This window comes from Nocardioides anomalus (assembly GCF_011046535.1).
Classification (GTDB): Bacteria; Actinomycetota; Actinomycetes; order Propionibacteriales; family Nocardioidaceae; genus Nocardioides; species Nocardioides anomalus.
Map to the genome: position 1 here is coordinate 4,838,970 of NZ_CP049257.1, position 13,987 is coordinate 4,852,956.

The window sequence follows — 13,987 nt, forward strand, 5'->3', positions numbered from 1 at the left end:
TTCATGTCCTACAACGCTGCCGGCGTCGAGGCGCTGGTGGCCATCGCCGACCACGGCACCTTCGACGCGGCCGCGCGGGCGCTGCACGTCACGCCGAGCGCGGTGAGCCAGCGGATCCGCGCGCTGGAGCAGGAGGTCGGCCAGGTCGTGGTCCGCCGGGGATCGCCGTGCGTGCCCACCGAGGCGGGCGCGGCGCTGGTCCGGCTCGGGCGGCAGACCCGGCTGCTGGACGACGAGGCGCGCGCCGCGCTGCGCGCCCACGTCGGTCGGGCCGAGGTCACAGTGGCCGTCAACGCCGACTCGCTGGCCACGTGGTTCCGCGACGTGCTGGCCGACGCCGAGGTGCAGGAGCGGCTGGCCCTGCGCCTGGTCGTCGAGGACCAGGCCTGGTCGGCCGAGCTGCTGCGCAGCGGCGAGGCGCTCGCCGCGGTGACCGACGAGCCGCACCCGGTCCAGGGCTGCCGCTCCGAACACCTCGGCTGGCTGCGCTACCGGCCGGCGGCGACCCCGGCCTTGGCGCAGCGGTGGGCCAAGGGCCGCAGCCACGACTGGCAGCGGATGCCGGTCGTGGTCTTCAACGCCAAGGACGCGCTCCAGGACGAGGTGCTCCGTGAGCGCGGCGTGACCCAGCCCGACGTGGTCCACGGGGTCCCGACCAGCGCGGACTTCCACGAGGCGGTCCGCCGCGGTCTCGGCTGGGGCATGCTCCCCGAGCCGCAGCTGCTGCCCGACCTCGACGCCGGCCGGCTGGTCACCCTCGGCGGCCGGACCCACCGCGACGTGCACCTCTACTGGCAGCGCTGGCGCCTCGACTCCACCACCCTGACCACCCTCACCGACGCCGTGCGCCGGCACGCGGGCGCACACCTGCGGACCTGACGCAGACGCCCTGCCGGCCCGGGGGCCGGCGGGGCGTCGTACGACAGGTGCTGCCTAGAACGCGTCCTCGGACAGGTCCATCACCGAGAGGTCGGTGGCCTGGGCGATGGCGACCTCGGCGCTGATGCGCGGGAGGTTGGTCTGCGCGAAGAACTGCGCCGCCGCGACCTTGCCCTCGTAGAACGCCTGGTCCTTGGGCGAGGGCGAGCCGCCGAGCTTCTGCAGCGCGATCTCGGCCTGGCGCAGGAGCAGCCAGCCGCACACCACGTCGCCGAGCACCATCAGCAGGCGGGTGGTGTTGAGGCCGACCTTGTAGACGTTGCGGATCTCGTCCTGGGCCGTCATCAGCTCGTTGATCATGTGACCCACGAGGGTGTTGGCGTCCTCGAGCGCCTGGGCCAGCAGCTCGCGCTCGACCTTGAGCCGACCGTTGCCGGCCTCGCTGTCGATGAAGCCCTGGATCTGCTCGGCCAGGTGTCCGAGCGCGCGGCCCTGGTCCTTGACGATCTTGCGGAAGAAGAAGTCCTGGCCCTGGATCGCGGTCGTGCCCTCGTAGAGGGTGTCGATCTTGGCGTCGCGGACGTACTGCTCGAGGGGGTACTCCTGCAGGAAGCCGGAGCCGCCGAAGGTCTGCAGCGACTCGGTCCCGAGCAGGACCCACGAGCGCTCCGAGCCGTAGCCCTTGACGATCGGCAGCAGCAGGTCGTTGACCGCGGAGGCCAGCTTGGCCTCGTCGGTGTCGAGCTGGTCGGCGTGCTCGAGCAGCTGCACCTCGTCCTGCCACGAGGCGGTGTAGAGGACCAGCGCACGCATCGCCTCGGCGAAGGACTTCTGGACCAGGAGCGAGCGGCGCACGTCGGGGTGGTGGGTGATGGTGACGCGCGGCGCGGTCTTGTCGCCGGACTGGGTGAGGTCGGCGCCCTGGACGCGGGTCTTGGCGTAGTCCAGCGCGTTGAGGTAGCCCGCCGACAGGGTGGCGATGGCCTTGGTGCCGACCATCATCCGGGCGTTCTCGATGACCTGGAACATCTGGGCGATGCCGTCGTGCACCTCGCCCAGCAGCCAGCCGCGCGCGGGCTCGCCGCCGCCGATGGCCGGGTCGCCGAAGGTGACCTCGCAGGTGTTCGAGACCTTGATGCCCATCTTGTGCTCGACGTTGGTCACGTAGGCGCCGTTGCGCTCGCCGGTGAGCTCGCCGGTCTCGAGGTCGAAGTGGTACTTCGGCACGATGAAGAGCGAGAGCCCCTTGGTGCCGGGGCCGCCGACGCCCTCGACACCGGCCGGGCGGGCCAGCACGAGGTGGATGATGTTCTCCTGCAGGTCGGACTCGCCGCTGGTGATGAAGCGCTTGACGCCCTCGATGTTCCAGGTGCCGTCCTCGTTGGCCGTGGCCCGGGTCCGACCGGCGCCCACGTCGGAGCCGGCGTCGGGCTCCGTGAGCACCATGGTGGTGCCCCACTCACGGTCCACGACGAGCTGGGCGATGGCCTGGTCGCGCTCGTTGCCGTTGCGGTGGATCACGCCGGCGAAGGCGGGCCCGCAGCCGTACATCCACACCGGCGCGTTGGCGCCGAGCACCATCTCCGCGATGGCCCAGTTGAGGGTGGACGGCGCGTAGGTGCCGCCGAGCTCCTCCTTGATCTGGGTCCGCCAGAACTCGGCGTCCATCCAGGCGCGGTAGCTCTTCTTGAACGACTCCGGCAGCGGCGCGGTGTGCGTCTCGGGGTCGAAGACCGGCGGGTTGCGGTCGCTGTCCTCGTACGACGCCGCGAGGTCCTCGCGCGAGATGCGCTCCACCTCGGCCAGGATCGAGCGGGCGGCCTCGCCGTCGATCTCGCCGAACGGGCCGGTGCCCAGGACCTCGTCGCGGCCGAGGACCTCGAAGAGGTTGAACTCGATGTCGCGGAGGTTGGTCTTGTAGTGGCTCACGGAGGGCCCCTCACGTCGTCGTGACTGCTGTATTACTGGTCGGTTCTACCAGTGAGTAACTTCATCGTAGGCAGGGGTCGCGGACCTCGCAAGAAAACGCCACCTCCCACCCCGGTGGCTGTGACGGCCGTCTCCCAAGACGTTTGTCCACAATGTGAGTACAGTTTGTGGAGAACGACCTGAGGAGGTCCGGTGCGACGACTGGTGCTGCTGGCGCTCGTCGGCCTCGTGGCGCAGCTGGTCGACGGCTCGCTGGGCATGGGGTACGGCGTCACGTCGGCCACGCTGCTGGTCTCGGCCGGCATCGCGCCGGCTGCGGCCTCGGCCGCCATCCACTTCTCCGAGCTCGGCACCACGCTGGTCTCGGGCCTCGCCCACCACACGCTGGGCAACACCGACTGGCGCACCGTGCGCGTGCTGGCGCTGCCCGGCTTCGTGGGGGCCTTCGCCGGTGCCACGGTCCTGGTCAACCTCGACGCCGACGTCGCCGTACCGGTCGTGGCCGCCCTGCTCATCGGGCTGGGCGCCTTCGTGACCTTCCGCTTCCTCTCGCCGCGCGCGCTGCGCTTCGGCCCCCGGCCACGGGCGCGCTTCCTCGCGCCGCTCGGGCTGTTCGCCGGCGGCCTCGACGCGGTCGGCGGCGGGGGCTGGGGTCCGGTCGGGACCTCCTCGCTGCTCGCCTCGGGCCGACTGGAGCCCCGCAAGGTGGTCGGCTCGGTGGACACCGCGGAGTTCGTCGTCGCCGCCGGCGGCTCGCTCGGCTTCCTGGTCGGGCTCGGTGCGCACGGGATCGAGTGGGGCTACGTGCTCGCGCTCATGCTCGGCGGCGTCCTGGCCGCGCCGGTCGCGGCGCTCCTGGTCCGCCACCTCCCGGCCCGCGTGCTGGGCGTCGCGGCGGGTGGCCTCATCGTGCTGACCAACCTGCAGACGTTGGCCGACCGGGCCGACGCCACCGCGACCACCGAGGGGCTGCTGGCCGCCGTCGTCTTCACGCTGTGGGTGCTGTGGACGAGCTGGGCGGTCAAGCTCGAGCAGCCGCGCGACCCCGCGGACCCGCGGGCGGCGACGCCCGTCGGGGCCTGACCTCCCGCGGCACTCCCTGGAGCGGCCGCACCCCAGGACCACTAAGACCACCGAAACGATCAACACATCTGACACACTGGCCTCGTGCGAGTCTCCGCGAAGTCCGACTACGCGTTGCGCGCGCTCATCGAGATGGCCTCGCGCAGCGACGGCAAGGCGATCAGCGCCGAGGAGCTCGGCAAGCAGCAGGAGATCCCGCACGGCTTCCTGCAGGCGATCCTGGCCGACCTGCGCCGGGCCGGCATCGTGATGTCGCAGCGCGGCCAGTCCGGCGGGTGGCGGATGGGCCGCTCGGCCGACGACGTGTCGGTGGCCGACGTGATCCGGGCCGTGGACGGGCCGCTGGTCTCGGTCTACGGCCTGCGGCCGGAGTCGGTGGAGTACAACGAGACCGCCAGCGTGCTCCAGCACGTCTGGATCGCCGCGCGCCGCTCGCTGCGCGACGTCTTCGAGCAGGTGTCCATCCAGCAGCTGGCCGACGCCAAGCTGCCGAAGGCGGTCACCTCGAGGACCGCAGACGAGGACGCCTGGCAGCCGCACTGACCTCGAGCTCGGCCACCCGCTCGCGCAGCCTGCCGACCTCGGCCACGGTCTCGGCCAGCGCCGCGCGCAGGGCCGCGAGAGGTACGTCGGTGGAGGCCGGCCGCGGTCCCAGCGCGCTGAGGTCCCCGCGCACGTCGTACCCGCCCTCGGCCGCGGTCTTGGCCCAGTGCTCGACCAGCTCCTCGAGCTCGTCGTCGTCGAGCAGGGCCGCGGTGCTCTCGGCGAGCAGCCCGAGGGTCCGCACGTCCAGGCGGCCGGCGTCCGCGTCGACGCCGGTCGGCAGCGGGAGCGCGTCGGCGTCGAAGCCGACCAGCTCGCCGAGCTCGTGCCAGGTCCGGGCCGGGCCCTGGTCGGCCAGCAGCACGTGGACGCGCTCGGGCGCCCGGGCCGCGCGGGTCCAGCGGCCGACCACGTCGGCGAAGTCCAGCTCGCTCGGGACCAGCCCCACCAGCGGGTCGGGGGGCCGACCACGACCACGACGTGCACGCGCGCGCCGGCCAGCCCGTCGACGAGCAGGTCGATCTCGTCCGGCGCCGCGCCGGCCAGCAGCTCGTGGCCCACCACGACGGTGTCCCTGGTCTTGAGGGCGCGCCGGCAGATCCCGGCCCAGGTGCCCTCGACGTCCTTGCGGCGCAGCGACCACGCCTTGTGCTCGCGGCGCAGCTCGACCGCCGCGCGGAACGCCTCCTCGCTCGAGCGCGCCGGCACCCGCACGCCGCGCTGGGCGAGCGCGTCGCGGTGCTGCTCGAGGGCGGTGGTGAGCACGGGGACCCCGGCGTGCGGGAGCCCGACGATCAGGTACACGTCCTGCTTGGCCATGTCCCCAGGCTGACCGGCCCGTCGTACGACGCGGTGAACGCCGTCCGGACGCCCGGTGACACCTGGGCGCAGTAGAACGTGTTCCAGTTCGGCCCTACGATGCCGGGATGAGCACCGCGGCGATCAGCTCCGACGCCATCCACTGGGACGCCCCCGACGACGAGCACCCGGCCCGCACCGCCTCGATGCGCTCCTACTCCGCGGTGGCCAAGGGCGACCTGGAGGAGTGGTTGACGGTGTACGCCGAGGACTGCGTCCTCGAGGACCCCGTCGGTCCGTCGATGTTCGACCCCGAGGGCCGCGGCCACCACGGCCACGACGGGCTCCGCGCGTTCTGGGAGGCGGCCATCGCCTCGATCGACCGCTTCGAGTTCGAGATCACCGACAGCTTCGCCAACCCGGGCAGCGACACCTGCGCCAACATCGGCCGGATCCGCACGTCGTTCGCCGACGGCAGCAGCACCACGACCGACCTGATCATGGTCTACGTCGTGCACGACGACGGCCGGGTCGCCTCGATGAAGGCCTACTGGGAGCCCGAGCGCACGATGGCGAGCTTCCGGTCGGCCTGACTCAGTGGGTCCCGTGCCGCTCGGCCCAGTCGACGAGCGGCCGGGTGGCGCGCCAGTCCTGCCGGACCAGGTCGAGCAGCTCCGCGGAGTGGATGACCGGCTCGAAGCCGATGTGGTGGCTGGCGATCAGCGACTTGTGGCGCAGCAGCTCGATGCGCGGGTGGTCGCGGTCGTAGCCGCGCGGCGTCGTCTTCAGCACCTCGCCGCCGACCTCGAAGCCCTTCTTCTCCAGCCGCGCGACGACCGCGGCCAGCTCCGCGCCGTAGGTGTCGTGCGCGATCGCCACCCGCAGGGCCGCCAGCCGCGGCGCCTCGGCCCGGTAGAAGCCGCCCCCGGTCCGCACGCCGCGGGGTGAGACCTCGACGTACCACCCGGTCGCGTCGGCGACCCGCACGAAGGCGCCCTGGTGGGTCTTGTACGGCGTCTTGTCCTTGGCGAAGCGCACGTCGCGGTAGGGCCGGAACACCTTGGCCTCGCCGAACTCCCGGGCCAGCGCACCGGTCAGCGCGACCATCGGCGCCTTCACGCACGTGTCGTAGACGTCCTTGTGCTTCTCCCAGAAGCTGCGGGTGTTGTCGACCTCGAGGTCGTCGTAGAAGTCGAGCGCCTCGGCGGGGAAGCCTGTGAACTGCGTGGACTCCATGGGGAGCGGACGACCAGCTTCCGACTCGTGAGATCGACGTGGGGGCAGGGTGTCGCGCTCGCGCGACCACGACGTGGGTGGAGCGGATGACGAGATTCGAACTCGCGACATCGACCTTGGGAAGGTCGCGCTCTACCAACTGAGCTACATCCGCAGTGCCGGTGGACCGGCGCGGGAATGCTACCCCAGCCGCGCGGGCCGCCGCCCATCTGCCGGTCGGGCTGATCCGTGACCGGTGCGCACGGTGGGCGGCCTGACCGTGCTGCCGGACGCGACGGTCGACGACGTCGAGCGGATGTGGTCGGACCTGGCGCACCACGTCGACGAGCGCGTGGTCACCGACGGCGACCTCATCACGGCCAGCCGCTCGGCGCCGCGCTCGGGTCGCCGCAGATGGAGTCGGACGACTAGCCGCCGAAGAGCCGCTTCCACCAGGGCTTGCGGGGCTCGGTGATGTCGCCGGGCGTGGTCGGCACGCCGTTGAGCATCACCTGACCGGGCTGGAGCGGCGGCGCCGGCGTGCCTGTGGCCGGCGTGGCCGGGGCGGCCGGGGCGGCGCCGGGAGCCGGCGGCGGGGCCGCGACCGAGCCGGGCTGGGCGAGGCCGAGGGTCTTCTGGAGCAGCTCCTGGACCTCGGGCGGCAGCTGGCCCAGCGAGCTCACGGGCTGGCCGTCGACGGAGACGGAGGTGAAGGTCTGGGCCTGGCCGGCCAGCTGCGAGAGCCCGGAGAGGTTGCCCTCGAGCATGTCCGGCACGCCGTTGTGGTCGGTGTCGGGGAGCGTGGCGGCGAGCTGGGTGCGCACGGCCTCGGGGACGTCCTCCCAGCGGGTGTAGCTCTGCCCGTTGACGATGATCTGCACGGTGCGCCTCGCTTGGCGATCGCGGGCCGCTCGGCCCGGTTCGGCCGCAGCCTAGCCCCGGTAGGTTGTCCGGCGTGCTGCTCTCCGACCGCGACATCCTGGCCGAGATCGACGCCGGCCGGATCGTGATGGACCCCTGGGACCCGGCGATGCTCCAGCCCAGCTCGATCGACGTGCGGCTGGACCGCTACTTCCGGGTCTTCGAGAACCACAAGTACCCCCACATCGACCCCGCCGCCGACCAGTCCGAGCTCACCCGTGAGGTGGCGCCCGAGGGCGACGAGCCGTTCATCCTGCACCCGGGGGAGTTCGCGCTCGGCTCGACGTACGAGGTGGTCTCGCTGCCCGACGACATCGCCAGCCGGGTCGAGGGCAAGTCCTCGCTGGGCCGCCTCGGACTGCTCACCCACGCCACCGCGGGCTTCGTGGACCCGGGCTTCTCGGGCCACGTGACACTCGAGCTGGCCAACGTGGCCACGCTGCCGATCAAGCTCTACCCCGGGATGAAGATCGGCCAGTTCTGCTTCTTCCGGCTCAGCTCGCCGTCGCAGCACCCCTACGGCTCGGAGAAGTACGGCTCGCGCTACCAGGGTCAGCGCGGGCCGACGCCGTCGCGGTCCTTCCAGAACTTCCACCGCACCGAGATCGGTCCGAAGGAAGGTTAGGCTACCCTTCCTCCCGTGACCACCGCGGAGCAGGCGACGCCCACGATGATCCTCGACCAGGTCGAGGTGGCCTCGGTGGAGCGGCTGTCCCCCAGCTTCGCGCGCTTCGAGCTCGCGGGGCCGGCGCTGGCCGACCTCGGCTGCGAGCAGCCGTCCTGGGACCAGCGCATCAAGCTGGTCTTCCCGGGCTCGACCGGGCGGCTGCCCGACCTGGACGGTGCCGACGAGTCGTGGTGGGACCGCTGGCTGGAGCAGCCGGAGGCCGAGCGCGGCCACATGCGCACCTACACCGTGCGCACCGTCCGCGGCTCCGGCGCCGAGCGCCGGCTGGTCGTCGACATCGTGCTCCACCCCGAGGGCGACGGCGTCGACCTCGGCCCCGGCTGCGCGTGGGCGGCCCGGGCCGCGGCGGGCGACCGGCTGGTGGCCATCGCGCCGCGGCGCGGCCACGACTTCGGGGGCATCGAGTTCGCCCCCGGCGCGGCCCGCGAGCTGCTGCTGGTCGCCGACGAGACCGCGGTGCCGGCCGTGTGCAGCATCCTCGAGGGCCTCGACCGCGACGCCCGCGGCCTCGCGGTGCTGGAGGTGCCGCACGCCGCGGACGCCGAGGCCCTGGCCGCCGCGCAGACCGCGCCTGCCGGCGTGCGGGTGGTGTGGCGCCCGCGCGACGGCGCCGCGCTCGGCAGCCTGCTCGAGCAGGAGGTGCGCCGTCACCTCGGGCTCGGCGGAGGCCACGTCGAGGTCGACGACAGCGAGGTCGACCCGGACCTGTGGGAGACCCCGGCCTACTCGTCCTCCGGCGAGCCCGTGGCGGCGCCCGGTGAGGTGGAGGGGCTCTACGCCTGGATCGCGGGTGAGTCCAAGGTGGTCACCGGGCTGCGCCGGGTCCTGGTCAACGAGGCCGGGCTCGACCGGCGCCAGGTCGCCTTCATGGGCTACTGGCGGCGCGGGGTGTCGATGCGCGGCTGAGCGAGCCCCGGGCCTGGGCGCGGCGTCAGTTGTCGACGCGGTCGGCGACCTTGCGCAGCCGCTCGGCGAGCCGGTGGCGCCGGTTGGTGGCCGGCATCCGGGGGGCGGAGGCGCGGGCGACCCGCTCCTGGATCTGGTGCCGTGCCTGCATCTCGATCAACGTGCTCATGGCCGTGCTCCTCGTCTGGTCGTGGGTTCAGTCTTGCTGCGACCACCGACAGTCCGCTTGACCGTGGTGGCGGTCCTGGCGATGCCCAGGGGACGCGCGTGGGTGGTGTGCCAGCGGGTGGCGAGGACGCTCATCGGCTCAGGCCTCGGACAGCACGATGTCGCCGCTGACGCTCTTGGCCCGGACCTCGATGTGGTCCTGGCCGTCCTGGGGCTGGCCGGCGCCCTGCAGGTCCGAGCGGATGGCGCCGGTGACGGTGGTGACGTCGGTCCACACGGGGACGCCGGCCTGGACGCCGATGGCGACGTCGCCGGAGGCGTTCTTGACCTGGACCCGGCCGCGGTGGACCCGGCCGATGCGGACGTCGCCGCTGCCGCTGGTGAACGAGGTGTCGCCGTGCGTCTCGCGCAGGCTGAGGTCGCCGCTGCCGGTCTTGACCGTGGCCTGACCGCGGGCCGTGTCGATGCTGACGTCGCCCGAGCCGGTGGAGACGGAGGCGTCGCCGCCGACCTGGTGGAGCTCGACGTCCCCGGAACCGCTCTTGACCTTGAGGTCGCCGCGCACGTCGTCGACCTTGACGTCGCCCGAGCCCGTCTCGACCACCAGGTGACCCTCGACGGCGTCGACGGTGCAGTCACCGGAGCCGCTGCGCAGCTGGGCGTGCCCGGCCCGGCCCTCGAGCTGGATGTCCGCACTGCCGGTGCGGACCGCGGGGAAGCTGTGCTCGGGCACCACGACCTCGACGCGCAGCGCGTTGTCGCCGAAGATCCGGCCCCGACCGGGCTCGGTGACGCTGATGGTGTCGCCGCGCTGCTCCACCACCACGTCGTCGGCGTGCTTGCCCTCGACGCGGACGGTGCTCTCGGTGGTGTCGAGGCAGGACACGTGGACGTTGCCCTTGCTGATCTCCACGGAGAGGTTCACGGGGCTGTGGGTCTCGAAGCGGTACTCCGGCATGGCTGGGCTCCTGAACTCTGAGGTGTCGTGAGGGTGTGCTCGTCGGCCGGGCCGGCGGGTGCGCCGGTCCGTGGTGCTGAGTGGTGCTGAGGGTGGGGCTGGGGCCTAGACCCAGCCGGTCATCCGTCGGTTGCGCTTGCCGCCGCCGAAGGGCCCCTGGCCCCCGAACGGGTCGTGGCCGCCCATGAACGGCAGGCTGGACAGGTCGATGTCGACGTTGATGGCGCCCTCGCGGGTCGCGGCGCGCACGACGTTGACCAGCCAGGTGTTGAGGGAGTGACCGGACCGGGAGGCGAAGTCCTCGGCCTTGGCCTTGACCGACTCCGGCAGGCGCAGGGTGATCCGGGCGACGCCGCCGTCCTCCTCGTCCTCGACGCCGGGGGGCGGCGGGGGGTGTGGGCGGCGCGGGCGGGGCCGGGGGCCCGGCCGGTGCGTCGACGACGAAGGCCAGCTCGCGCCCGTCGAGGCGGACGTCGACGCCGCCCGCGGGCATCTCGGCGGTGATCTCGGCGGCCGCCTGGGAGATGGCCTCCATCAGGGCGAGTCGGGCGGCGGGGTCGAGGGCGTAGCTGAGCCGCTCGGCGGCGGCGTGCGCCTCCGGTCCGGCGGCCTCGGCGGCCGCGAGGAGATCGCGACGGAGGCTGTCGACGTACGGCGTGATGTCCATGCGCACCACAGTGACACCATCGTGACGTCACGTCAAGCCCCTGGTGATGTCACCCGGTGCGGAGGTGGTGTCACGAGAGCGTCAGGAGCGGAAGGTTTGCCTGACGAGGGGGGAGGGAACCGCCCCCGGTGGCTCTCTCGGGCCCGGACCAGAAAGGACGCCGATGTCCGCAGCCGCAGTGGCCTCGCAGGTCACGGTCATGGCCGACACCATCATCGACGCGAAGCCCGTCGACTACGTGATCGTCTTCCTCTACTTCGCCGTCGTCCTGGGGATCGGGGTCCTGGCCCGGCGCCAGGTCTCGGACTCCGTGGACTTCTTCCTGTCCGGCCGCTCGCTGCCCGCGTGGGTCACCGGCCTCGCCTTCATCTCCGCCAACCTGGGCGCGGTCGAGATCATGGGCATGTCGGCCAACGGCGCCCAGTTCGGCCTGCCGGCCGTGCACTACTTCTGGGTCGGCGCCATCCCGGCCATGCTGTTCCTCGGCGTGGTGATGATGCCGTTCTACTACGGCTCCAAGGTCCGCTCGGTCCCCGAGTTCATGCGCCGCCGGTTCGGCACCGGCGCGCACCTGGTCAACGCCATCTCGTTCGCGGTCGCCCAGCTGCTCATCGCCGGTGTGAACCTCTACCTGCTCGGCTCGATCATCCACGCGCTGCTCGGCTGGCCGCTGTGGGTGGCGCTCATCATCGCCGCGGCGATCGTGCTCTCCTACATCACCCTCGGCGGACTGAGCGCCGCGATCTACAACGAGGTGCTGCAGTTCTTCGTCATCGTCGCCTCGCTCGCGCCGCTGACCCTGCTCGGCCTGCACCGCGTCGGCGGCTGGGACGGCCTGACCGACAAGATCTCCCAGGCCGCCGCCGACGACAAGTCCGGCGGCCTCAGTGCCGGCGACCAGCTGAACTCCTGGCCGGGCAACGCGCTGAGCGGCTTCTCCTCCGACTTCTGGTCGGTCGTCGGCATCGTGTTCGGCCTCGGCTTCGTGCTGTCCTTCGGCTACTGGACGACCAACTTCGTCGAGGTCCAGCGCGCGATGGCGTCGAACTCGATCTCCTCGGCCCGCAAGACGCCGATCATCGGCGCCTTCCCGAAGATGTTCGTCCCCTTCATCACCATCATCCCCGGCATGATCGCCGCGGTCCTCGTCACCGAGATCGCCAAGACCAAGGCGGGGGACACGGTCTCGGGAGGGGCGTCGGGAGACGTGAAGTTCAACGACTCCCTGCTCTACCTGATGCGTGACGTCTTGCCCAACGGGCTGCTCGGTGTCGCGATCACCGGGCTCCTGGCCGCGTTCATGGCGGGCATGGCGGCCAACATCTCGGCGTTCAACACCGTCTTGAGCTACGACCTGTGGGAGACCTACGTCGTCAAGGACCGGCCCGACGACTACTACCTGCGCGTCGGTCGGTGGGCGACCCTGGCCGCGACCATCGTGGCGATCTTCACCGCCAGCCTGGCGTCCAGCTTCTCCAACATCATGGACTACCTGCAGACGCTGTTCGGCTTCTTCAACGCACCGCTGTTCGCGACGTTCATCCTCGGCATGTTCTGGAAGCGGATGACCCCGGCGGCCGGCTGGATCGGCCTGGCGTCGGGCACCATCGCCGCCGTCATCACCGCGATCCTGTGCGACGGCACCCTGGGCGGGCTCAGCGTCGGTGTGATCCCGCTCAGCGGGCAGGGCGCGTCGTTCCTCGCCGCGTCGGTGGCCTTCATCGTCGACATCGCGCTGAGCGTGGCGATCTCGCTGGTGACCCGACCCAAACCGGTCGAGGAGCTCAAGGGTCTGGTCTACTCCGAGACCCCACGCGAGGACCTGGTGGACGCCGACGAGGCGACGTACCCGTGGTACCGCCGAACCATCCCGCTGGCCAGCATCGCGTTGGTCCTGGTCATCATCCTGAACGTGGCGTTCTGAGGAGCCTGAGATGAGTGACAAGACTGCTTCCGGGTCCGGCGGCCACACCGCCGGCGCGCTCGACATCCGCAACATCATCGGCGGCCTGCTCGCCGTGTACGGCGTGATCCTGGTCGTGCTCGGCCTGTTCTTCGAGACCAGCACCGACGACCAGAAGACCGGTGACGTCAACGCCAACCTCTGGGCCGGCTTGGCCCTCGTGGTCGTGGGCGGGGCGTTCCTGGCCTGGGCGCTGCTGCGGCCGATCGTGGTGCCCGAGCACGTCGAGGCGGCCGACGAGGGACGCCCGGCCGGGCACTGACCTACTCGCCGGCCGGCGACGCCTCGCGCAGCCGGCCGGCCGGCTTGATGAGCGCGTCCTTGGGCGTGTAGACGACCACGCCGTCGATGGCGCCCGCGCTGTCGCGGTAGAGGTCGACGGTGAGCGGGCACGTGCTCTCGTCGCCGTCCGCGCGGGCGTCCACCTGCAGTCGCAGCACCCGCCGGTCACCGGTGCCGTCGGGCTTGGGCACTCCGCACAGGTCGCTGGGCAGCACCCCGTCCTCGACCGCGAGGCGCGGCATCCCCGACGTCGTCGGCGCCCGGCCGGCCGCCGACCGCGCGATCCGGTCCATCACCCCGCCCCACCGCTCCCGCGAGACCGCCGCCACCTGGTCGATGCGGTAGGGGTCCTGCTGGTCCACCACCACCGTCACCGTCTGCGTGAACGTCGGCGCCGGCCCCTCGCCCCGGGCGAAGGCCAGGAACTGCCACGCCACCGCCCGGTCCGCGAACCCCTCGTCACAGCCGACCCCGGACGGCACCGCCGTCCGCACCGTCACCGTCTGGCCCTTGCGCGCCAGCGCCCCCGCCGGCGGGTCCGAGCTCAGCACCAGCCCACTCGGCTCACACGCCCGCGCCGGCCGCAGCACCACGTCGTACCCCTGGCCCTCCAGCAGCGCCTGCGCCTGGTCGCCGTGCAGCGCGAACAACGACGGCAGCGCCTTCGGCGGCGGCCGCCAGCTCAGGGCCAGACCGACCGCGACGGCCAGCGCCACCAGCCCCAGGGCCACGAACGGCCCCGTCCGCGCCCGCCGGTCCGGCGTCCCGCTGATCGCGCGGTCCAGCGCCGCGTGCACCAGCGGGTCCGGGTCCTCGGCCCGGCGGATCGCCTTCTTGTTCTGCAGCAGCACGTGGTCGACGTACGTCCCCGCCTCGCCGTCGGCCACCCCGAGCAGCACGGCGTGCTCGATCAGCCGCCCGTAGCGGGCCGCGACGTACGCGTCGAAATCCACGAGACCTCCCACACCACGGTACGTCCGTGGGGTG

Annotated in this window: 17 protein-coding genes and 1 tRNA gene; 9 read left to right on the forward strand and 9 right to left on the reverse strand. The window is 72.1% G+C overall.

The window, feature by feature from the left end; all coding sequences use genetic code 11:
• Positions 1–3 precede the first annotated feature (3 nt).
• The gene (locus G5V58_RS24100; RefSeq protein WP_165237982.1) at positions 4–879 is read left to right on the forward strand and encodes a LysR family transcriptional regulator ArgP; all 876 of its coding nucleotides are present in this window, start codon (positions 4–6) and stop codon (positions 877–879) included.
• A 54-nt stretch (positions 880–933) separates the two neighbouring features.
• Here G5V58_RS24100 and G5V58_RS24105 read toward each other — a convergent pair whose 3' ends face one another.
• The gene (locus G5V58_RS24105) at positions 934–2,808 is read right to left on the reverse strand and encodes an acyl-CoA dehydrogenase (protein ID WP_165237984.1); all 1,875 of its coding nucleotides are present in this window, start codon (positions 2,806–2,808) and stop codon (positions 934–936) included.
• Between the two features lie 192 nt (positions 2,809–3,000).
• Here G5V58_RS24105 and G5V58_RS24110 point away from each other — a divergent pair, with 192 nt between their 5' ends.
• Both G5V58_RS24110 and G5V58_RS24115 read left to right on the forward strand, forming a co-directional pair.
• The gene (locus G5V58_RS24110; protein ID WP_165237986.1) at positions 3,001–3,891 is read left to right on the forward strand and encodes a sulfite exporter TauE/SafE family protein; all 891 of its coding nucleotides are present in this window, start codon (positions 3,001–3,003) and stop codon (positions 3,889–3,891) included.
• A gap of 84 nt (positions 3,892–3,975) precedes the next feature.
• On the forward strand, positions 3,976–4,434 hold the full coding sequence (locus G5V58_RS24115) for an RrF2 family transcriptional regulator (RefSeq protein WP_165237988.1): 459 nt from the start codon (positions 3,976–3,978) through the stop codon (positions 4,432–4,434).
• Here the strand turns inward: G5V58_RS24115 and G5V58_RS24120 are convergent.
• A complete protein-coding gene (locus tag G5V58_RS24120) occupies positions 4,391–4,882 on the reverse strand; it encodes a hypothetical protein (RefSeq protein WP_165237990.1) in 492 nt (163 codons plus the stop codon). The two genes, G5V58_RS24115 and G5V58_RS24120, sit on opposite strands and share 44 nt — an antisense overlap.
• 32 nt (positions 4,883–4,914) lie before the next feature.
• On the opposite strand from G5V58_RS24120, the gene G5V58_RS24125 reads away from it, so the two are divergent.
• Both G5V58_RS24125 and G5V58_RS24130 read left to right on the forward strand, forming a co-directional pair.
• A complete protein-coding gene (locus tag G5V58_RS24125) occupies positions 4,915–5,328 on the forward strand; it encodes a hypothetical protein (protein WP_165237992.1) in 414 nt (137 codons plus the stop codon).
• 32 nt (positions 5,329–5,360) lie between these two features.
• Positions 5,361–5,825, forward strand: a complete 465-nt coding sequence (locus tag G5V58_RS24130) for a nuclear transport factor 2 family protein (protein ID WP_165237995.1) — start codon at positions 5,361–5,363, stop codon at positions 5,823–5,825.
• Position 5,826: 1 nt separating this feature from the next.
• Here G5V58_RS24130 and G5V58_RS24135 read toward each other — a convergent pair whose 3' ends face one another.
• The 3 genes from G5V58_RS24135 to G5V58_RS24145 all read right to left on the reverse strand — a co-directional run bounded on the left by G5V58_RS24135 (position 5,827) and on the right by G5V58_RS24145 (position 7,328).
• Complete coding sequence (locus tag G5V58_RS24135; protein ID WP_165237997.1) at positions 5,827–6,468, reverse strand: DUF2461 domain-containing protein; 642 nt, start codon at positions 6,466–6,468, stop codon at positions 5,827–5,829.
• Between the two features lie 78 nt (positions 6,469–6,546).
• A tRNA-Gly gene (locus tag G5V58_RS24140) sits at positions 6,547–6,622 on the reverse strand.
• 253 nt (positions 6,623–6,875) lie between these two features.
• A complete protein-coding gene (locus tag G5V58_RS24145; protein WP_165227630.1) occupies positions 6,876–7,328 on the reverse strand; it encodes a hypothetical protein in 453 nt (150 codons plus the stop codon).
• 74 nt (positions 7,329–7,402) lie between these two features.
• Between G5V58_RS24145 and dcd the strand changes: the two genes are divergently transcribed.
• Positions 7,403–7,993, forward strand: coding sequence for a dCTP deaminase (dcd, locus tag G5V58_RS24150; protein WP_165237999.1), 591 nt, complete (start codon positions 7,403–7,405; stop codon positions 7,991–7,993).
• Between the two features lie 15 nt (positions 7,994–8,008).
• Complete coding sequence (locus G5V58_RS24155; RefSeq protein ID WP_230486922.1) at positions 8,009–8,962, forward strand: siderophore-interacting protein; 954 nt, start codon at positions 8,009–8,011, stop codon at positions 8,960–8,962.
• 25 nt (positions 8,963–8,987) lie between these two features.
• Here the strand turns inward: G5V58_RS24155 and G5V58_RS24160 are convergent, their stop codons facing one another.
• From G5V58_RS24160 to G5V58_RS25670, 3 genes are all read right to left on the reverse strand, one after another.
• Positions 8,988–9,131 carry a hypothetical protein gene (locus tag G5V58_RS24160; RefSeq protein WP_165238001.1) on the reverse strand — a complete coding sequence of 48 codons (144 nt, stop codon included), beginning with the start codon at positions 9,129–9,131 and terminating at the stop codon, positions 8,988–8,990.
• Between the two features lie 138 nt (positions 9,132–9,269).
• Positions 9,270–10,088 carry a DUF4097 family beta strand repeat-containing protein gene (locus tag G5V58_RS24165; RefSeq protein ID WP_165238003.1) on the reverse strand — a complete coding sequence of 273 codons (819 nt, stop codon included), beginning with the start codon at positions 10,086–10,088 and terminating at the stop codon, positions 9,270–9,272.
• Between the two features lie 105 nt (positions 10,089–10,193).
• Positions 10,194–10,337 (reverse strand): hypothetical protein, encoded by a 144-nt coding sequence (locus G5V58_RS25670; RefSeq protein WP_196240536.1) that lies wholly within the window; start codon positions 10,335–10,337, stop codon positions 10,194–10,196.
• Positions 10,338–10,954: 617 nt separating this feature from the next.
• Between G5V58_RS25670 and G5V58_RS24175 the strand changes: the two genes are divergently transcribed.
• Positions 10,955–12,679, forward strand: coding sequence for a sodium:solute symporter family protein (locus G5V58_RS24175; RefSeq protein WP_407939765.1), 1,725 nt, complete (start codon positions 10,955–10,957; stop codon positions 12,677–12,679).
• Positions 12,680–12,689: 10 nt separating this feature from the next.
• A complete protein-coding gene (locus G5V58_RS24180) occupies positions 12,690–12,980 on the forward strand; it encodes a hypothetical protein (RefSeq protein WP_165238007.1) in 291 nt (96 codons plus the stop codon).
• Position 12,981: 1 nt separating this feature from the next.
• On the opposite strand, the gene G5V58_RS24185 is transcribed toward G5V58_RS24180, so the two are convergent.
• Entirely contained in the window at positions 12,982–13,953 is a 972-nt protein-coding gene (locus tag G5V58_RS24185) for a hypothetical protein (RefSeq protein ID WP_165238009.1), read from the reverse strand.
• Positions 13,954–13,987: the final 34 nt, after the last annotated feature.